Annotated in this window: 14 protein-coding genes and 1 pseudogene; 5 read left to right on the forward strand and 10 right to left on the reverse strand. The window is 38.4% G+C overall.

Annotated features, from left to right (window positions below):
* Positions 1-19: 19 nt before the first annotated feature.
* The 3 genes from BQ7314_RS03740 to smc all read right to left on the reverse strand — a co-directional run bounded on the left by BQ7314_RS03740 (position 20) and on the right by smc (position 8,619).
* Positions 20-4,171 carry a DEAD/DEAH box helicase gene (locus tag BQ7314_RS03740; RefSeq protein WP_174482371.1) on the reverse strand — a complete coding sequence of 1,384 codons (4,152 nt, stop codon included), beginning with the start codon at positions 4,169-4,171 and terminating at the stop codon, positions 20-22.
* Between the two features lie 181 nt (positions 4,172-4,352).
* A complete protein-coding gene (locus tag BQ7314_RS03745; protein WP_174482372.1) occupies positions 4,353-5,108 on the reverse strand; it encodes a cell division protein ZipA in 756 nt (251 codons plus the stop codon).
* A gap of 1 nt (position 5,109) precedes the next feature.
* Complete coding sequence (gene smc / locus BQ7314_RS03750) at positions 5,110-8,619, reverse strand: chromosome segregation protein SMC (RefSeq protein WP_174482373.1); 3,510 nt, start codon at positions 8,617-8,619, stop codon at positions 5,110-5,112.
* Positions 8,620-8,740: 121 nt separating this feature from the next.
* On the opposite strand from smc, the gene BQ7314_RS03755 reads away from it, so the two are divergent.
* The 4 genes from BQ7314_RS03755 to BQ7314_RS03770 all read left to right on the forward strand — a co-directional run bounded on the left by BQ7314_RS03755 (position 8,741) and on the right by BQ7314_RS03770 (position 14,506).
* Complete coding sequence (locus tag BQ7314_RS03755; protein WP_174482374.1) at positions 8,741-9,022, forward strand: EscU/YscU/HrcU family type III secretion system export apparatus switch protein; 282 nt, start codon at positions 8,741-8,743, stop codon at positions 9,020-9,022.
* A complete protein-coding gene (gene asd / locus BQ7314_RS03760; protein WP_174482375.1) occupies positions 9,012-9,869 on the forward strand; it encodes an archaetidylserine decarboxylase in 858 nt (285 codons plus the stop codon). Before BQ7314_RS03755 ends, asd begins: the two co-directional genes overlap by 11 nt.
* Before the next feature lie 740 nt (positions 9,870-10,609).
* Positions 10,610-13,357, forward strand: coding sequence for a SpoIIE family protein phosphatase (locus BQ7314_RS03765; protein ID WP_245394906.1), 2,748 nt, complete (start codon positions 10,610-10,612; stop codon positions 13,355-13,357).
* 3 nt (positions 13,358-13,360) lie between these two features.
* Complete coding sequence (locus BQ7314_RS03770) at positions 13,361-14,506, forward strand: PhnD/SsuA/transferrin family substrate-binding protein (RefSeq protein WP_174482376.1); 1,146 nt, start codon at positions 13,361-13,363, stop codon at positions 14,504-14,506.
* 230 nt (positions 14,507-14,736) lie between these two features.
* Here the strand turns inward: BQ7314_RS03770 and BQ7314_RS03775 are convergent, their stop codons facing one another.
* From BQ7314_RS03775 to BQ7314_RS03805, 7 genes are all read right to left on the reverse strand, one after another.
* A complete protein-coding gene (locus tag BQ7314_RS03775) occupies positions 14,737-14,955 on the reverse strand; it encodes a SlyX family protein (RefSeq protein ID WP_174482377.1) in 219 nt (72 codons plus the stop codon).
* 4 nt (positions 14,956-14,959) lie between these two features.
* Positions 14,960-15,274 (reverse strand): pyrimidine/purine nucleoside phosphorylase, encoded by a 315-nt coding sequence (ppnP, locus tag BQ7314_RS03780; RefSeq protein WP_174482378.1) that lies wholly within the window; start codon positions 15,272-15,274, stop codon positions 14,960-14,962.
* A gap of 32 nt (positions 15,275-15,306) precedes the next feature.
* Positions 15,307-16,104 carry a nucleoside triphosphate pyrophosphohydrolase gene (gene mazG, locus BQ7314_RS03785; RefSeq protein ID WP_174482379.1) on the reverse strand — a complete coding sequence of 266 codons (798 nt, stop codon included), beginning with the start codon at positions 16,102-16,104 and terminating at the stop codon, positions 15,307-15,309.
* Entirely contained in the window at positions 16,104-17,198 is a 1,095-nt protein-coding gene (locus BQ7314_RS03790) for an AI-2E family transporter (protein WP_174482387.1), read from the reverse strand. Before BQ7314_RS03790 ends, mazG begins: the two co-directional genes overlap by 1 nt.
* Positions 17,199-17,214: 16 nt before the next feature.
* Positions 17,215-17,568, reverse strand: a complete 354-nt coding sequence (gene queD / locus BQ7314_RS03795) for a 6-carboxytetrahydropterin synthase QueD (RefSeq protein WP_174482380.1) — start codon at positions 17,566-17,568, stop codon at positions 17,215-17,217.
* 183 nt (positions 17,569-17,751) lie between these two features.
* Positions 17,752-18,066, reverse strand: a complete 315-nt coding sequence (locus BQ7314_RS03800) for an H-NS histone family protein (RefSeq protein ID WP_174482381.1) — start codon at positions 18,064-18,066, stop codon at positions 17,752-17,754.
* Positions 18,067-18,645: 579 nt separating this feature from the next.
* Complete coding sequence (locus tag BQ7314_RS03805; protein ID WP_174482382.1) at positions 18,646-19,386, reverse strand: DUF2914 domain-containing protein; 741 nt, start codon at positions 19,384-19,386, stop codon at positions 18,646-18,648.
* A gap of 292 nt (positions 19,387-19,678) precedes the next feature.
* Between BQ7314_RS03805 and BQ7314_RS03810 the strand changes: the two are divergent.
* A pseudogene (locus BQ7314_RS03810) lies at positions 19,679-21,139 on the forward strand (thiamine pyrophosphate-dependent enzyme); the annotation flags it as partial.
* Between the last annotated feature and the right edge of the window lie 75 nt (positions 21,140-21,214).

Genomic DNA, 21,214 nt, shown 5'->3' on the forward strand with positions numbered 1-21,214 from the left:
GCATATTTCAGGCACCTATTTATTCCTCAGTTTCCCTAATCAAAGCCATCATATCACTCACAGACATCTTACCACTGACTTCGCCCCCCTCTAATAAACTACTGGCTAAATCACGTTTATGCGCGTGTAAGTCAACAATTTTATCTTCAATAGTATCTTTAGCAACTAAACGATAAATAGTGACGGGGCGTGTTTGTCCCATACGATGCGCTCTGTCTGAAGCTTGGTCTTCTACCGCAGGATTCCACCACGGATCCATATGAATCACATAATCGGCAGCGGTTAAATTTAATCCTGAGCCGCCTGCTTTTAGACTGATTAAAAAAACATCACCCTCGCCACCTTGAAATGCAGTCACAGCTTTTTTGCGTTTAGCAATAGAAGTACTACCATCTAAATATTGGTAATTTATACCCTTTTTCTCCAATAAATCACGAATAATATGTAAATGCCCGACAAATTGACTAAAAACTAAAGCCTTATGGCGACCCGCAATTAATTCATCAACGAGTTCTTCAAAGGCTTGTAATTTGGCACTACTTAACGGGCTGTCTTCCATTACCAATTTAGGATGACAACAGGCACGGCGTAATTTCATGATTTCCGCTAAAATTTTCAAGTGCTGTTGTCCTGCTTGCTGTCCTTCTTTTAGCGCATCCTGCATGGCTTGCATTGCATTACGACGCATGGCTTCGTAAAAAGTACGCTCTTCTTTACTTAATTCAACATGCAAGGTAATTTCTGTTTTTGAGGGGAGCTCTTGCAATACATCACTTTTAAGGCGACGTAAAATAAACGGCCTGAGTAATTTTTTTAAATGTTGCTGCGTCGTATGATCCTTGCTATTTTCAATTGCTTGCGCATAACGTTCATTAAATTTTTTCAGTGAGCCTAGCAAACCTGGGTTAATAAAATGAAATAAATTCCATAATTCTCCCAAATGATTCTCTATCGGCGTACCTGTGGTAATGACTTTGAAGTCCGCTTGTAATGCCATTGCCGCTTGTGAACGCTTAGTTAAGCCATTTTTAATTGCCTGTGCTTCATCAGCAACAATAGTTTGCCACTGTTTAGCGATTAATAACTCAGATTCGGTTTGTAATAAACCATAACTACACACAACCAAGTCAAATGCCTCGGCCTGCTCAATAATTTTTTGTCGATCACCAGAACCAAAATGCAATACATTTAGAGTGGGGGCAAAACGTTGCGCCTCCTCCAGCCAATTCATACAAACCGAAGTCGGCGCAAGAATTAAAGTTGGACCATGCATGGCACGTGATAAAATCAAAGCAAGTGCTTGTATGGTTTTCCCAAGCCCCATATCATCCGCTAAACACGCGCCCGCTCCCCAGTGTGCTAAACGCGCCATCCATTGATAACCTTCCAATTGATAATCACGTAATTCACCTTGCAGGGTGGAAGGAACTTCTGGCTCTAAATCGCTCATCGATGCCAATTTTTGCAACTGGTCGCGCCATTGTTTACTGGCTTTGACCTCCATACCTTCTAACGCCTCATTTAAAGCAGGTGCGGCTAAAGCATGAAACTGCAATGCCTGGCCTTTTTGCTCCCCTAGGCCAGCAACATCATCTAAGCGTTGGCGTAATTCACTCGTGAGTGCAATAAACTGTCCATCTTCCAGCTTTAAAAAACGCCCTGAACTTGCTTTTAATAAGTTAATTAAGCGCTGCATATCATAGACTTGCTCTTCATCTACTTGTACTTCACCTTCAACGCTGAACCAATCTTTTTCTTTACGCACGGAAAAACGCGCCTGACCTAAACCTGCTTCACGGCTCACTTTAATTTTTTGGCCTTTAGGCCATTCTAAGACCACAAAATCACCCAAAGTTTGCAATTTCAACAATGCTTCTAAAGCCATTTCTGGATCATCTAGCAACCACCGTGCATCACTGCTTTGATATAATTCAGGGCATTGTTGTTGTAGCTTCTCTAAATGTGCATTCTCAACAGCAAAATCACGCGTCGTTTGTACTTGTTTGCCTTGCACTTCAGCCAGCACCGTCGTGCCACCCGTACCTGGTTTATAGATAGGCCCTGCATCCGTAAAAGGCTGTACAAAAGCCTCAACTTGTAAGCCCTCACCAACGGGCTGTAAGTGTATATGTAAGCGCGCATCTGCATCGACATTTTCTATATTAACGGCTAAGCCCTCAATATCAGACTGCACCGTTAAGGTAGAAGCAATGGCAGCAATAGAGTCGATGACTTGTTGTTTAGCTTTATGCGGAACAGAAAGCCCTTTATTCCCTAAAATACTGGCAACTTGTCGGTGCTGTTCGCTAATTTGATAAACCCGTATTTCATTATCTGCAGTACGCTCAAAAACGACTGATTCCGATTGAATAATGGGGTGTAAAGAAATACGTAAATCTTTCTTTTGCGTGGTCACTAATAATTGCGGTTCAGCTTTGCTTAGCGTAATGGGCGTTGTATATTCACTCGCGCTAGACCAATAGATATGCGGGTGACCCACTGCCGCTAAAACGGCCTCATTTTCTAAAACATAGACCTCTTTATAGCTATAACTATAATAATTATCTTCTAGCTCCTTGCTGATTTGCGCGCAAATACGCCGGTCCTGTAGGGTTAAATAATCAAAACTTGCCTGTTCTGAATATAATCTTTTCAAAGAAACTGCGCGCCCTTTAGTCCAACGCCCAGACTTACCCATCTTTTGCTCACGCGGTGCTAATTCAGCGTTATTACCGTCTAATGTTAATAACCATATCATGCGTGACTCAGCATGTAAGCTACCTGCAGATGGCTCCGCACTTAGCTGGGTCAAAGCAGTTAATGCCCGCTCCCATTTTTCTACGCGCGGTAGTAAATCAATAATATGTAAAGCATTAGAATCTTTATGCTTTTCAGCAATAGCTTTGATTGCTTTATCTTTTATGCCTAATTTTTGTAATAAATGCGAGCTAACGGCAGCATAATAATACGCGCCGCCCTGATCAGCTGAAATGCAATATTTTTTGAATACCGATAAAAAATCTTTATCCCAACTTGTGGTAATCGCAAGTGTGTCTAGCCAGTGCAATAATAAACAATGAAATAATCTATCATAAGGGAAGTTCAATGACCGGCGTAACTCATAAGCATCTTCCGCTTTAAGTTGTGTCTGATAAACTTCAAGCCCCTCCTTTAAGCGCCCATTCGTATTAAAAAAGTCATCACTATCTTTCCCTTTTTCAATAATTTTTAATTGTGCCTTCAGCAAGCTGATGTTTTCAGCTGTTTTCGTTTTGAATAAAGCTAAATGAAAAAAATAACCATGAATATGCGGTAAAAAAATATTACGCTTACGTGTTTCTTTTTTCATCAACTGCAGCGCCAGCTTATAAAGCTCTAAAGCCTCATCATTACGATTATCGATAAAACAAGCACTGCCTTTAATCATCAAGCTCCTAGCCGAAACATCATCTGTAAGTAATGCTTCTGCCCCCTGAGCATCATCCGCCATCAGCTTAAACTCAGCTAAATTTTGTAATAACTCAAGCGGAGGAGTGGCGTTCGAATCAACAGTCGCCTGTAATAATTGCACCGAAAAACTTACTTTTTCACTATTAAAAGTGAAATAATCCGCATATATTGATACAACAAAGTTTTTTATATCTTGATTTAACTGTTCAAACCAAGACTTATCAAAAGGCGTAAAAAACAATAAATTTAACAAAGGGCTTACTTGGTCAGGAAATTCATCCTCAAAACGAGTGAAATTTTTCTTAAATTTTTCAGCCTCACCAAGATAGAGATAAAAACGTAAATTTCTTACTGCACTAAGCACCTGCATTTCGTAAGAGTAATAATAAGCAGTGCTTTCACTCAATCCATATTCCACTAATTTTAAAAATAAATCCCTATGGTCAACAGACGCCTTTTTCATCAATACTTCGCTGATTTCCTTGGCACAACGCCAGCCATCTTTAGTAATGACAATCAATCCTTGCTGTTGCAACTTATCCTTTAAAGGTTTAGCCACTCGCTTATACACCCTATGATTAACTGCCTGCGTTTCACGTAGAATAGTGAGCAATTTTGTTTGACTAACAGGTATAAAAAGGATAGATAAAGCGGAAAGTATTAATTGTTCATCTTCAGTTAATAACTGGAATTTTCTTAATAAGATTTCTTGAGTGGACATAATTTCTTGATTGAGAAGGTAACGTCTTGGTAGGTTTTTTTAAAAATGTTTAGCTTGCTTTTTTTCTTCTTCATACAAAGATAAAAAGGGCTACTATTTTAACGCAAGACATATCTAAAACTGTAGGGCGTGGCTTTCACCCGCCTTTAGGCATTAGCAGGGTAAATATAGGTAACGTTATTTAAGATAATCTTGCTTCTATCTGCTGCAAAACCTTTTCTGTTAAAGGCTGATGATTTTCATCTAAAATATCCCCTTGAAGCAAAGCTGATAATTGCCCAGCTGTATTGATCAAATCATCAAATACAGATTTAACATCATCAAGCTCTCTTGGTTGCATAAAAAAAGAAATGCCTGGGCAATAATAAGACTCCCAGTTATCGCCTGGAAAAACACCCTGCTCAGTCATACTAGCAACGGCATAATCGACACGATTTTGTGCATCTAAACGCTCAAAAACTTTAACACTGCCATAGACTAGACCTACCCGCTCAAATGCTTGTACTAATTGCAAACCTTTAAAGCCCGCTGGATTTTTAGCGACTAAGTGTAACTGCAATAACACCGGCAATTGTTTGGTAGCAGGTTTAGAAGTAGGTTTATCCGTTTTATCCATCGCTGTCGCTAATATATCTGGCTCCGCCTCTGTACTTTCTTGCTCTTTTGTCTCTTGTATATAGGCTGCATTTAAGCGCGTCTTAACTTCCGGCTCTTGATATTCATCATTACTGCGTGCGTTGTTTAAAGGCACAATATCAAAATCATCATCAGCCGTATTAACAAACAAGCTGCTATCTATATTTTCCAGAGGGTCATGTTCCCCACCAAACATATTTTTACTTTTCGACTTGCCTTTAAGCACCCCCCAAAGGATCATGCCTAAAATGACAATCGCACCTACCGAAATGATGACTATTCTTAATAAATCTTTATCCACGTTAACTTTCCGCCATTGCTACTGCTTCTTGAATATCGACAGCTACCATACGAGAAACACCGGGTTCTTTCATGGTAACACCTGCTAATTGTCCCGCAATTTCCATCGTCACTTTATTATGTGAAATATATAAAAACTGCACATTGGCTGACATTTCCTCAACCATTGCTGAAAAACGTCGTACATTTGCCTCATCTAAAGGGGCATCCACTTCATCCAGCAAACAAAAAGGCGCTGGATTCAAATCAAAAATAGAAAAAACTAAAGCCACAGCGGTTAAAGCTTTTTCTCCGCCTGATAATAAATTAATAGAACTATTTCGCTTGCCAGGCGGTTGAGCAATAATATTAACACCACTTTCCAGTAAATCATCACCTGTTAATGATAAATAAGCTTTACCACCACCAAATAGCTTTGGAAACTTTTCTTGTAGGCCGACGTTTATTTTATCAAAGGTATCCTTAAATCGTTGCCTACTTTCATTATCAATCTTAGTAATGGCAGTTTCTAAAATTTGCAAAGCCTCTAATAAATCGCTATTTTGCTCATTAAGAAAATTCATACGCTCAGACTGCGCTTTAAACTCTTCTATTGCTGTTAAATTAATCGTCCCCAATCGCTCAATCTGACGACCTAAATCATCTACTTTAATTTTCCAGGCGGGTTCATCTGCATACCTAGGAATATCTTGCATAATCGTTTGCGCCTCCGCACCTAACTCTTGCAACTGCTCTGTCAACGTTTGTTGGCGTACTTGGCTTTCCTGCTGCTCAAAGCGAATGCTATCTAATAACTCTTTTTTCTTTTCTATATCTAGCTGTACAGAAGAAAACCGCTCTGCTGACTCGGCAATATCAGCTTCTAAAATAACTTGCTGTGCACGCAGCTGCTCTAAATTTTTTTCCAATTCATCTTTATTTTGTTGCAAAACCTCCAGATCGTAGCGCTCATCATCCATGGGCTGCAAGGTCTGATGCAATTTCTTATCCAACTCAGTAATGCGCTCTTGAGACTGCTGTTGCTGTAATTGCAAGCGCTCTATTTGTTTTGTCGTTAAGGCATCAGAGGCTTTTAAGCTGGATATTTTTGCTTGCAGGCTGTGCACCTGCTGACGCATGTCATTTACCTGCCTATCACTTTGTTCGCTTTGTGTTTGTAAACTATGACGATCTTGCTCTAATTGTAATTTCTTTTCAGTCAGCGCTGCCATCGCTTCTTCTGCTTGCTCCTTAACCATCAAAGCTTCTGCTCTCGTCTCACTACTTTCTAACAGTTCACTATTAATATCAGCCAGTTCATTACTTACTTGCACTAAGCGTTGTTGTTGCTGTTCCGCACGAGCCGAGTATGCACTGAATTCTGCATTTTTCAAGGACAACTCATTGCTTACTTGCTTATCTTTATTTTGCAACACTTCCCGCTGCTTTTCAGCTTCTTTTAAAAAGTCTTCTGTAGTGACTAATTGCTCCTCCATAATAACGACGCGCGCTTGTAGTTCTACCTGCTCTTCTTTTAATAAACGTAATTGCTTTTCTCTTTGTAAAACACCGCTTTTAGCATCATGCTCGCGCACAATCTTAACCCACCCATACCCCATCCAAGCACCTTGCGGGGTAATAATAGATTCATAGGATTTTAATTTGCTAGCTAACTCCCTAGCCTGTTCTGTATTATCGGCACAATAAATCCCCGATAACAAGCCTTGTAAATTCCACGGCGTTTTAATTTTATCCAATAATCGCGGTAAGCCTTTACTTAACTCTTCAGTGTATTCGTGTGCCGTCTCAAACAACGTGACTGATTCATTGCTTAAAGTCGCAAGCTCATTAATCAGTTGATCGGCATTATCAATACACACCGCCTCTAAATAAGTACCTAATACTGTTTCAACTGCACTCTCCCAGCCAGTATCAACGTCAATAAATTCAGCAAGACGCTGATTTTCAGCTAAAGCTACTCTATCCAGCCAATGCGTTAATTTTTGATTATCCTTACCCATTGCATGTTGCTGTAATAATTCCAGCGAAGTCACTTTACCTTTTACACTTTGTAATTCAGAGCGATTACCATGCAATATCTCGTGATATTGTTTAATAGACTGGCGTAACTCTTTAATCGATAAATGTACCGTATCTAAGTCAATTTGAACTTTCTCTCTTTGCTCCTCAATCAAATTAATCGCTTGATCCAAACTATCAATTTCAAGGTGCAAACCTTGCTCACTTAATTCCTCTTGTTCACCCTGTAATCGTTGTAAGCGACTTTGCAATTGAAAAGCCTGATTTTCCAATTGAGCCACCAGCATACGCTTAACTTCCGCTTGCTCGCGGTAATTGGCATATTGATTCTGATAAGCTTCCCACTCTTGTTGCCAAGCTAGGCGCTGCTCTTGAGCCGCCAGCTGAATTTCCAGCACGCCCTCCTCTTTATCTTGAGCAATTAACAAGGACTCTTCCGCTACCAACAAAGATTCTTTTAACTCATCTAACTGCAATAAATCATCATCTAAATTGACTCCAAGCTGCTCTGCTTGATCACGTAACCTCACTAGCTCTTGCTCAGTCTCCTCATGCGATTGTTCATTATGTTTAATCACTTGATCTAAACGACTCACCTCAGCAAGCAAACCATAATACTCCGCTTGCTGTTGATCTAAAGTCTGTTGCTGTACTTTATATCTTGTGCGTTTTTCCTCCAACGCTTGTTCTAGCGCCTTACGCTCCATAAATAACTTATTATGAGCGCTCGCAGCATCTTGTAGCTTACTATCCAGTTGTTGCGCCTTAACATGATACGTATTCCAACGCATCGCCAATAGCTGCAACCTTAATTCACGCTCCTGCGCTTTTAAAGTGGTATATTTTTCTGCTTTTTCTGCTTGTTTTTTTAAATGATTTAATTGCTTTTCAACTTCATCACGTACATCATCTAAGCGTTCTAAATTCTCACGCGTATGGCGCATACGCATTTCGGTTTCATTACGTCGTTCTTTATATTTAGAAACACCCGCCGCCTCTTCTATATGTATCCGTAACTCATCAGGTTTAGCTTCAACAACGCGTGAAATAGTGCCTTGCTCAATAATCGCATAACTGCGCGCCCCTAAGCCTGTGCCTAAAAATAAATCAGTAATATCTTTACGTCGGCATTTGGTACCATTAAATTGATAAATAGACTGACCGTCACGGCTCACTAGGCGCTTAATAGCAATCGTTGTGTATTGGGCATATTCGCCACCCGCTTTACCTTCACTATTATCGAAAACTAACTCAACTGATGCTTTGTTGACTGGCTTTCTGCTTGAAGAACCATTAAAAATAACATCAGTCATACTACCGCCGCGCAAATGCTTGGCTGAGCTTTCGCCCATCACCCAACGTACCGCATCAATAATATTAGATTTCCCACAGCCATTAGGACCCACGATACTGATTAAATTCCCTTTAATAGGAATCGTTGTCGCATCAACAAATGATTTAAATCCTGCAAGTTTAATTTTTTCCAGCTTCATAACTGGTAAAATATCCGGTTTAATAAAAAGTGACTATTATACTTTATGTATGCTTACTGTAGTTGACGAAATTTGCACGAAAAATGTATAAATTATACCGCCCCCAATCCTAAGCTAAAACATGCCTAAAACCTTTTACACCTCTGACTTAGCGGTCGCATTAAAATACGATGGTAAAAATGCGCCTAGAGTCACGGCCAAAGGTGAAGGGGTTACAGCAGAACAGATTTTAGCCATCGCCGAAAAACACGGCATTCCTTTACAAACCGAACCTGAACTGGCAAGAATTTTAGCGCAAGTTCCTTTAGGCGACGAAATCCCTAAAGAACTTTATACCGCCGTCGCTGAAGTCATCGCCTTTGCCTATTATTTAAGCGGAAAAACACCCGATCATGACCTTTAAAGAAAGCCTAACGACCCTGCCACAATACCTATTGCCACACCATCCTTTATCCAGACTGATGAGACAATTGACTCATAGTGAAAATAAAATATGGAAAAATTTTTTTATTAAACAAATTGTCAATCATTATGGCGTTAATATAGAGGAAGCGATTGATTCGGATATTAACGCTTATCCGAGCTTCAACCATTTTTTTACCCGCGCACTAAAACCCGGCGCTAGAACGGTGTCCAATAGTGCCGGCGATATTGCCTGCCCAGCCGATGGCGCAGTGAGTCAAGCCGGTAATATTACCGAAGGCAATATTATTCAAGCTAAAGGCAAAAGCTATACAGCAGTAGATTTATTAGGCGGCGACGAACAGCGTGCTGCACCTTTTAAAAATGGTAAATTCACGACCATTTACTTATCACCTAAAGATTATCATCGCTTACATATGCCTTTAGATGGCACATTAAGGGAAATGATTCATGTACCTGGGCGTTTATTCAGCGTTAATGCAGCAACAGCTAATTCAGTACCCCGTTTATTTGCCCGAAATGAACGGGTCATCGCTATTTTTGATACCGAAATTGGACCGATGGCTTTAGTTTTAGTCGGTGCAATTTTTGTCGCGAGCATTGAAACCGTTTGGCATGGCGAAGTCACGCCCCCAACGGCAAAAAGTATTCAAACTTGGCAGTATAAAGACAATGCGCCGCATCTAAAAAGGGGCGAAGAACTCGGCCGATTTAATATGGGCTCAACGATTATTGCTTTATTTGGCGAAAACGTAATGAACTGGGAAGATACTTTGGTTCCTGGCAAAAAAGTACAACTGGGCGAGAAAATAGGCAATACTTTATAATTTTACGTATTTTAATAATCCCTCGTCATTAAACATAAAGGCGCGCTTTTGCTGCTTAAATGGGCGCGCCACATCTACCTCATAAAATACCTGAGACTCCTATCACCAAATATTCATATATATACGGCGCAACTTAGCTAAGTTCCAATACGCCCTTCACTACGTAAAAAATCGCTATGTTTACCTAACGGATTGTCAAGATAACTTAACTAAACTAGTCTCACGTACTGCTACCGCAGTACACTTCAATTTGGCGACAGCCCTGTCGTCTATCGTGGACTAAAAATATTCGAATCATTATTTCCCTACTCTAAATAGCATAACTAACAAGGCTTTTAGAGCTTCTGCTCAGGCACTACTTGCATTCAAGTTTTTAACCATACTGTGAATTATCTCACAAACCATAAATACCAAGTAATCTAGTATGTTTTATGCTTCAATTTTATTCTTAACTGAAAATTTCGTTCACTACCGTGCACTTTTAAATGCCGGCATTACCAAACCCTGAAAATACGCAGATTAGTTGTTTAGGAGTGACCGATTGGGGTTGACTAAAAACAACCCAATGACTGCGACTAGGAGGATGACTGCCGAACAGAGGCTTAAGAGAAGACTCTGAACAGAACTCCTAACTCAAAAAGCAACAACTTTAACTTATATAGAGGGGATATTTAAAACTACAGGACCAACCTAAAAAATCATCTAAATGCGCTACATATAACAATAATAAGGAGAAAATAGTGAAAGAAATTTTACGTAAAATCCAAGATAAAAAAAGGCAAGTAAATAATTTACTGAGGAGTTTTACAACCTCAATACTAAACCAATATACTACTGTCTTGTTTATTCTTGCTATCAGTATAGGTATATCTTATCTTGTTGTAATATATGATTTAAAAAATCAAGAAGGAAATGCTACCCTCATTCAGTTAAGTACAGAACAAGGTCAACTTGTTCAAGCCATTAACTTTTATTCTACAGTATTACTTTCCTCTAATAATGAGTTAACGATTCGCAAAGCCAAAGGACATATATCCAAAAACGTTTCCCGCTTAAAAGAAATACATACATCCTTAAAAAGTGGTGACCGTTTTATTCGCGAGGGAACCCGAATAGTACAAGTCCGAGGCCTGTTAGATGATGATCTAAGCAAACTCTTCTTTCAGGGCGACCCTTCACTCGATGACAGAATGCGTAATTACACGGGATTATTACGTGATTTACAACATACCCCTCTTAATAAGCTAAAGAGCAAAAAGGCAGACTTCAAGAAACTTTATTATACAATGACACCTCCCTTACTAGATTCCTTAAGTAAGGTAAGTAGTTATTATAAAAGACAAACTGAGGCAATGCTATCTAACGCTAAAAGCAAGCAGAACTTTGTGTTTATGATAAACCTTAGCGTTTTAACATTACTAGGGATGGGATTATTACAACCCTTAGTTAAACGCCTACAGGATAGTATGCTTAAGGCCGAATCAGAAAAAAACTTTGCCGATAATGTAATTAATACAGCTCAAGCTTTTATTATCGGTCTTGATAGCTCAGCTAATGTCGTCTTATTTAACGAATATGCAGAAGAAAACACCGGCTGGGCTAAAGAAGAGGTGTTAGGAAATAATTTTTTTGAAACCTTTATTCCTAATAGCGAGCAAGCAGCATTAAAAACTTTATTCACTGATATGATGAGTGGAGCGGTAGAATTTTCTGATGAAATCGAAACGCAAGTTCAAGTCAGTACCGGTGAGATTATTAATGTTATTTGGCATACCACTACAATTTTAGATATCAAAACCAAGCAACCAGTGATGTTTTTAGCAACGGGTAGTGATATTACCGAACGTAAACAGGCAGAAGAAAATCTCCAGCGTGTCCATGCTGAAATGGAAGTTATTACCCACCGTTTACAAGGTGAAGTAAATCTAGCTGCGACTTTACAGCGTTCTATTTTGCCAGATCCTCATGTTGAATTACCTGGCATACAAGGGTTTGCAAACCTGCTAACCTCTAGTGAGGTCGGTGGGGACTATTATGATTACTATAAAGTTGCTGGGCATCAAAGTATTATCCTGATTGGTGATGTAAGTGGTCATGGTGTTGCGGCTGGAACCATGGTAAGTGCCGCGAAAGCTGGGGTTTATCCGCTGATTCACGAAGGAATCACTAATCCATCCGAAATTTTAAACCTATTAAACGAAACTCTGTTAATGACAGCGCAACAATCGCTGTTAATGACCATGAACTGTTTAACGCTAGATGCACGCACAGGAAAATTACAATTTGCTAATGCGGGTCATGTACTACCTTATTTATGGCGTAATCATGAACAACACTGGGAGATGTTAGAAGCCTCAGGTTTACCTCTCGGTAAAAATATTGACTCAAACTATGCGGAATCTGCAATAGAAATTGAAATGGAAGTCGGTGATAGGCTATTCTTATTTACCGATGGCCTGGTTGAAGAAGAATCTCCTTCAGGAGAAGCATTCGGTTATGACCGCCTAGAAGATATTTTAAGTCAGTGTGGCGATGTCGATGCAGAAACTATTAAAGACTATTTAATGGAAGCTTTAGCCATTCATTGTGAAACAGAAAGTTTTGGTGACGACGTAAGTATCATGGTACTCAACCATAGTGATCGTCTCACATCAGAGGCCAGCAATACAGAAGCTGATATCAGTGATATTATCCGCATTACTGAAAGTTTCTACCGTCAAGGTGACCACCCGATACCACGTATTTCCAGAGAGTATGTTGTCTTTATCGCAGAGCAACAATTTGCAGACCTACTAGACCGTTTAAGTAAAGATGGTATCTGTCGAATTCTCCCTAAATACAGTGATTTTTGTGAACAAATCGGTTGGAATCACTTATTAAGCCAACACCATGAGACACCTGATGATGATTTATTCGTCTTAATGCCACATTTACCTCAGCATAGACAATTTCAGCTATCTCATACTGACGATAAGCTGTATGTCATGGAAGAAATCGTTTCCTGGATTTCTGATCAAGGCACTGTTCCGCAAGAGCATATCGATGCACTTGTCGTTATTCTCGATGAAATGTCTGAGAACAGCCTTTATGCTGCGCCAAGAGATGGTAAAGGAATCGCTTACTATGCAAAAGGAGAGTCACGTGAATTATCCGAGCATGAAGAGGTACGTATTGATATTGCCTTGAGTGATGATCGATTGGGGCTAATGATTACTGATAACTGGGGAACATTACCTGCTTCTGTCTTTTTACAGAAAATGGCTCATGCCATGGATGAGGGAGTAGAAGCTGGTGTCGGTGGTGCTGGCCTATATATGATGTGGCGCTTATCACACTACTTCCAGATTCGCGTCCATCCGCAACATAGGACACAAGTTACCACTTTATGGGATTTAAAGCAGCCCGTAAATATGGATATTAATTCAGGATTTCAATTTATTCATCATAGTCAATATGAGCCATTAGCTCAAAATAGAGAGAGGGTTTAACTCATGGCAATTTCAGATATTCTTACCATAAAAAAACTTTCTGACAGCAACAACACTTACTGTTTTGATTGTGCCGGTTCTATTGACGTTAACGCTAAAATACCGTTGGAGACTTTGCTTATTGTTCCCGCAAAAGCGCGTGTTATTTTAGAATTTAAAAAAATAGAGCGAGTTAATTCGATGGGCTTATCGCTACTCCTAAAAATATTTGAGGAATGGGAAAAAAAGCAAATTATCATTGAAGTTAAAGATCTAAACCGCATGGTGAATATGCTATTTAAGATTACTGGACTAGGCCGCTTTATACAAGGCGGCAATGATATAACAAAAACAGGCGAGAAAAATACCATCAACCCACAAGCCCCCATCCATGCAAATGCAAACAAATCAGCTGAAGGCTTAAGTAAAAAATCACATATCAAAAAGAAATTGAATTTTGTTGCCAGCTTACAAACGGGGCAACAACTAACTGGCTGGTATTTATTTAATACTTATTTACAAAGGCGCATGCAAAAAGCCATACACTTTGATCAATCACAAGATGTATTGAACGAATCCAGTATTGATATTCTATTTGCCAAACCTTTTGAAGCCTGCTCCATGATTAAGCGGCGCGGTTTTGTCCCCATTATGCGCCCTATTGCAGAGGCCGATGAAGTTATTATTTTAACGCGTGCAGATGATGAGCGCGAACTGGCAGACTTTAAACAAGCCAACGTCGTTACTGCATCAGAAAATAGTTTTGTGTATATATTAGGGCGCTTCTTATGCGATGAAAGTGAGCTAGATTCATCTAAGTTTAATTTCACTTTCTCTGGTAATGAAATCAAATCCTTACAAGTGCTAATTAAAAAGAAAGCAGACTTATTGTTTATGCTAAAGAAAACCTATGAAGGTTTATCTTCTTTTAGCAAAAAGAATGTCCGTAAACTTGATGAGAGCGCAACTGATTTTGCATTTCATCTATTCTCCATCGCTCCAGACTTAGAACAAGAGGGTAAAGCCTTGCATACCATTCTTAAAGAAATGTCTGAAGATGATAAAGGCAAAGAAATTTTAAAAGATATAGAGTTTCAAGGCTGGTGCCCTGTTGAAGAGGGAGAGCTTAAAATGCTGACAATGGTTTTTGACCGTTATGTGAACGAGTAGTAAAAGAGAGCTAAAAACCAAGGGACTGTCGGTAATTAAGACACTACCATTTTTCGGAAGGTACAAACATGCACCCTTCTCATTCAATACAAGGCCTTCATAAACCAGTTAGTTCAATGGTCGACTAATGTCGACTTTAACATTGTTCATTAAGTATAATCAGCGGTGACTTTCTTTATGAAAGTCACCGTTTTTTAGTAAATCAATAACTATAAATCCCCATTTGTTACTTAATAATGCGGCGGCCTTTCATCAGCTGCTAACAATGCATTGCCTGATTGTGGTGCCGTATCAGATAAGTCTCTAACCCGCCCCAACAATTGTTGCGTAAGATTCTCTAAGGCATCTATCTGATTTTGTTGTTTACACACAATATCATTTAATTGTGCGATAGTATCTTCCTGGTAAGCAATTTTTATTTCTATACTAATAAGGCGATCTTCACTCATAGCGTTATTTTATATATGAACAGCAATAATCTGTTGGTGTTTTAATTTTAAGATCAAACTTTGAGTTCGCAGGCACTTCAAATGATTCACCTGCTTTAATTGCTAACCACTGTTCATTACCCGGCAACAAAACATCTAACTCGCCCGCCATAATTTCCATAATTTCTTTAGCTTCTGTAGCAAAGCTATACTCACCTGGCAACATTAAGCCCAGTGTTTTTGTAGTGCCATCAGCAAACTGTACCGTACGACTGCTCACTTGACCATCAAAATAAATATTTGCTTTTTTTACTACAGTCACATTGTTAAATGTTGTCATTATTTCCTATCTCTTTTTTTTATAGTATTGTTTTATAATTGTTTAAACGCAATTTTTGCTTCATTCCATAAAGCATCTAATTCTGATAATTCACATTTTCTAACTTCACGCCCTGATTGCTCTACTTTCTGCTCAATATACTGAAAACGCTTAGTGAATTTTTGTGTGCTTTTTTTCAAAGCTTGCTCTGGGTCTACATTCATATGTCGCGCTAAATTAACTGCGACTAATAATAAATCACCAATTTCTTCCTCTATATGACCTTGATCACCCGATTCCCACGCCTCTTTAACTTCATCTAATTCTTCTAGTACTTTGTCATAAACTGGCTCAACTTCTACCCAATCAAAGCCATGATTAGCCGCTCTATCTTGTATTTTCTTGCATTGAACTAGTGCCGGTAAGTTCTTAGCTACGCCCGATAAAATCGTATGATTTTCAGCTTCTTTTTCTGCTCGTTCCGCCGCTTTTAATATTTCCCAAGCTTGTTTTTGCTCGACTTCATTAGCATAAACCACATCAGAAAAAACATGTGGATGACGACGCGTTAATTTATCAGCAATACCACCAGCTACTTGCTCAAAATCAAACAAACCTTGCTCTTCAGCTAGCTGTGAGTGAAAGACTACCTGAAATAATAAATCGCCTAATTCACTTTGTAAATCCTGCATATCATCACGTTCAATAGCATCAACAACTTCATAGGCTTCTTCTAGTGTATAAGGAATAAGGCTGGTGAAATTCTGTTTTTTATCCCATGAACAACCAGATTCTGGATCTCTTAGTTGCTGCATAACGTACAGTAGTCGCTGAGTATTTTTCATGTTCATTACATATCAAAGGTATGCATTTTATCATCCAAACGCGGCCAAGCAGAAATGACTGCTTTAACTAGAGTAGCTAATGGAATTGCAAAAAATACCCCCCAAAAACCCCATAACCCGCCAAAAAATAAAATAGCAACAATAATAGCCGCTGGGTGCAAATTAACTGCTTCGGAAAAAAGTAAGGGCACTAAAAACACACCATCGATGGTTTGTATAATTGTATAAGCAATGGCAACATACATAAATTCATCACCACCAAAACCCCATTGAAAAAAGGCCACGCCTAATACTGGAAAAGTGACTAAGGTTGCACCAACATAAGGAATAATGACTTGCAGCCCCATAAAGACAGAAAGTAGTATTGCATAATTTAACCCTAATGCAGAAAAAGTCATATAACTGACAAAACCTAAAATGATTACTTCAACAAATTTACCACGAATATAATTACCTAACTGCATATCCACTTCTTCCCAAACATTAAGTGATAACATTCGGTCTCTCGGCAAAAACTGGGCAAACCAATTCAATAAAATAGATTTATCTTTTAAGCAGAAGAAAATCAAAACAGGCACTAGAATCAGGTAAACCAGCGCACTAATAATACCGACGACAGATGAAGCGGAAAGCGTCAATAAGTCCTGCCCATAGGTTAATGCTTCTTCTTGAATAGCAAACATTAAGTCTTTTAATTTTTCAGCAGAAATAAATTGTGGATACGCTTCAGGGAGCTTTAAAATTTCCATTTGTGAACGCCTAACAATTTCTGGCGTGTGTTGTAATAATTGCTTTAATTGCTGATAAACCATTGGCATTAAGCCAAATAGTAAATAACAAAATGCCCCCATAAAAGCAGAAAATACAATCAATACAGCAGGTAAACGTTTTAATTTACGTTCTAATTTCTTAACCAAACCTTCTAACAAATAGGCTAATACAATAGCAATAAAAACTGGCATTAATACATCAGCTAGAGAAGTAATCAATAAAAATCCAACAATTAAAATCAATGCCAAAGCAACGGCTTGCGAATTGGGCAAAATACGCGTGATACTATCTTTTAGAAACTGTAAGTTGGAAAAGCTATTACTCTGCATAGGTTTATTATTATTTTTAAGGTCGGTAAACCGCGTTAGTTTTAGGTGTTTCACTGACACTCACTGAGGCAACTTCTGGCCACATAGCTTTAGCATAATCATAAAGATATTTCGCGATCGCTTCTGCTGTAGTAAAACCATTTAAAACATCATTTAAATGACGGTGATCTAAAGTATCATCAATCACTTTTTTAAAAGCACTCAGTTCGTTGTAATCAACAACAAACCCCGTTTTATTTAATTCTTCTGCTGCCAAAGTTAGTTCAACTATATAATTATGGCCATGCAACCGACTACACGGATGCCCTTCGGGTAATCCCTCAATAATATGACTAGCACTGAAACTAAATTGTTTAGAAATTGTATACACACTTTTTTCCACTTATGCTAAATACAAAAAAATCCGGCTCGCAAAATCGAACCGGATTCAAATTTTTTCTATTTTAGCATGATTTATATGGAGCGGGAGCTTTAGCAGTAACCTGTATAAATTGTGACTAAAGCTCCCTGCTACAGTATATTATTTTTTAATATCAGTTAATTAATCCAAAGACTAAATTAAGAATTCTGATTTATCTCTACCTGATTCAATTAAGGCACGCATCCACTTAGGCGTAACACCACGCCCTGTCCAAGTAATATCGGGGTTATCAGGGTTACGATATTTGGGTGCTACTTTCCCTGTTTTTCGCACTTTTTTCTCTTTTGCATCAAAAATTTCAACGGTTGCGCCAACTGATGCAGCTAGAGCTCTAATTTGTGCATATATATCTTTACGCTCTCTATCTTGCTTTTCTTTTAGTGCAAGTTCTACATTTTTCATCATTTGCTGTAATTCAGTTACAGACAAATCATTTAACTCACTCATATCATTTAACCTTATACTTGTTACTTATTAACTGAAGTTTCCCCGTTTTCAAGGGAGGTATATCAGCGTAAATATTCAGACACCCCTTGAAAATTTCACCAATTTTTCATCCCCGAAACGAACTATCAATAGCTTGGAATAGTTTTTGGGCTGAAATCTCAATTTTTTGGTGGGGTCTCTGAATACTTACATATCAGCAGGTAGGGAATTTTTCTGTAACTTCTCATTTTAAGCGGGTATAAAAATGTCGTAGGATGTGCTGAGGAACGAAGCGCATCACATAAACGATGCGCTTCCTATCGTCAGCACACCCCACATGACCTTAATACCTCAAATACCTGTGAATAATGAGAAGTTACATTTTTCTTAAAATTTTCCCCTATTATACTTAACGCCAACGAATAATCGTACTGTCCTATGTATTGCTACAGTTATATTTCCAATTATTGGGAAACTTCAGCATATTACGCAGTATTTTTTTTAGTATTAAACACTGCGTAATAATTATAAAATTAAATCAAAAAAAATACTATTTATTTGTAAGCATTTAGATCTCTTTCATTCCCGCTCAAATTTTATTTACGGCATCGTGACTAGAAAAGTAATTTCATTAAGAACCTTGCCTTGCTGATCCAGTGTCCTTACTTGCCATTCGCCTACATGGTGATTATTAAATAGTTTACTGGTACTGATACGCCAGCGATTCCCACGTATTTTAATTTTTCGTTTATAAATAGATTTACCATTTTTTAACCACTCATGAAAGACAGTATTGCCTTTCATATTGTTTATTTCAGTAAAATAAAACAAACCTTTCGCCTGCTCACTATTTACTAAAAAAGGCAGCTCTACATCCTCATAGGGCTCTTTACCTTGCATACTTTTAGCTAATCTAGCGCGTGATATATTAGGGTGTAATTGTTCGAAAGAAGTTTTAATTGATGATTTTGTTATTTGTTTAATTGCCTGGGGGACTATCGCTTCTTTTTTTAGTTGAGTATCTTGCGGCTCTATTACCTCATCCTTTAGTGGCTTAATTACTGCCGCTATATCGGGCTTAATAGGTGGTACAGTTATTTCTGGAATTAAAGTAATCGTTTTAGTTTCTATATCTGATTGCTTAATATCTTTGAGCACAGGTTCTTCATTCAAACTGCTTAGGTAATAAGCGGGAATAATAACTAAAAGTAATATAACTAATAGGGCAATAAAAATTCGTTTTACATTCCATTCAGTAATGATTTCCACCTGAGGCTCTTCCATAATTCGCCGCTCAGTTTTTGATTTAATTTTAATGCTTATTTTTTTATTTGTTTTCATAAGTATTTATTTAGCACCAATAATCCTGAATTATTCGCTCTATTTTACCAAAATAACGTGCAATTTTATTCTTTTGATACTAGTGTAGTAACTCTTAAATTTGAAATTTTAAAAATGGGATAACTGTTTGCCTTTAAATTATTACTGGCTTCATAATTTATGGCTTATGCTAGGGCTGCTGTACTGGCTTACTATCATTTTAAGCTATATCTTTCCTGCCTGCGTCATTTCTTGGTAATATACCATCTACAACCAAATAAAATATAATTTCTACGCAAAACTGGACTTTTTTATGAGTAATTTGCTTAAATTGTTTCAAGATACCTCAGCATTTTATGGCAGCAATGCTGTTTATATAGAGGATCTATATGAACAGTTTTTAGAAAATCCAGAATCCGTTGAAACAAGTTGGCGCGATCACTTTATAGAGTTACAAAAGACACTGACTAAACGCGATATTCCGCATAGCCCTGTCGTAGAGCGCTTTGCTCAACTTGCTTCATCTAGCACATCGCGCATAGCAGAACTGCAAGGGTTTACCGAAGAAAGTGTAAAAAAACAATCAGCTGTTGCTCGCCTAATCAATCATTACCGTGCCCATGGTCACCAAATGGCGAGTAATAACCCACTCGGTACAATACAAAAAAAAATCCCTGACCTTGATCCTAATTATTATGGCCTATCTGAACTTGATTTAGACACTCTATTCGATACGGGAACACTCTATGGTGTTGATCGCTTACCTCTCAAAGATATTATTAGCACCTTAAAAGAGATTTACTGCGGCAATATTGGCACAGAATATATGCATATATTCGATACTGATATTAAGCGTTGGATTAAAAACCGCCTAGAAGGCTCAAAGCCCGGGGAAAATCTTGATACTCAAAAAAGAACTTGGCTATTACAACAGCTAACCGCTGCTGAAGGTATCGAGAAATATTTGCACCGAAATTTTGTCGGACAAAAACGCTTTTCATTGGAGGGCGGGGACTGCCTTATTCCTATTTTAGATGAATTAATACAGCGTTCAGGGAGATATAAAACCAAAGAAATTGTTATTGGTATGGCGCATCGTGGGCGTTTAAATGTTTTAATTAACATTTTAGGTAAAAGTCCAGCACAACTTTTCAGTGAATTTAAAGGCACAGCCGAAACCAGCCGCGGCGTTATTTCAGGCGATGTGAAATACCATATGGGATTTTCCTCTAACGTGGAAACCGAAGGCAGTGTTGCGCATATCACTCTAGCTTTCAATCCATCTCATTTAGAAATCATTAATCCCGTGGTCGAAGGCTCAGTTAAAGCGCGCCAAGACAGGTATGGCAAAAATAGTGCAAATACTGTTATCCCTATTCTAATCCATGGTGATGCTGCTTTTGCTGGGCAAGGCATCGTTATGGAGACCTTAAATATGGCACAGACTCGTGCTTTTGCAACAGGTGGTACGATACATGTTGTGATCAATAATCAAATAGGTTTTACGACTAGCAATCCATTTGATGCACGTTCTACGCTGTATTGCACCGATGTTGCTAATATGATTCAGGCGCCCGTCTTTCATGTCAATGGTAATGACCCTGAAGCAGTGCTTTTTGTTACACAAATGGCCTTAGACTACCGTTCTACATTTAATAAAGATGTAGTCATTGATTTAATTTGCTATCGCCGTCGTGGACATAATGAAGCTGATGAGCCAGCGACAACGCAACCCATGATGTATAAAAAAATCAACGCATTGCCTACAACACGCGTAACTTCTCATTATCCACAGGCAAATATTAAAAAATTGCTTTACAATATATTCTATGAACTCGCCTAAACCGAA

The organism is methanotrophic endosymbiont of Bathymodiolus puteoserpentis (Logatchev) (assembly GCF_900128525.1).
In the GTDB taxonomy this organism is placed as follows: domain Bacteria; phylum Pseudomonadota; class Gammaproteobacteria; order Methylococcales; family Methylomonadaceae; genus Methyloprofundus.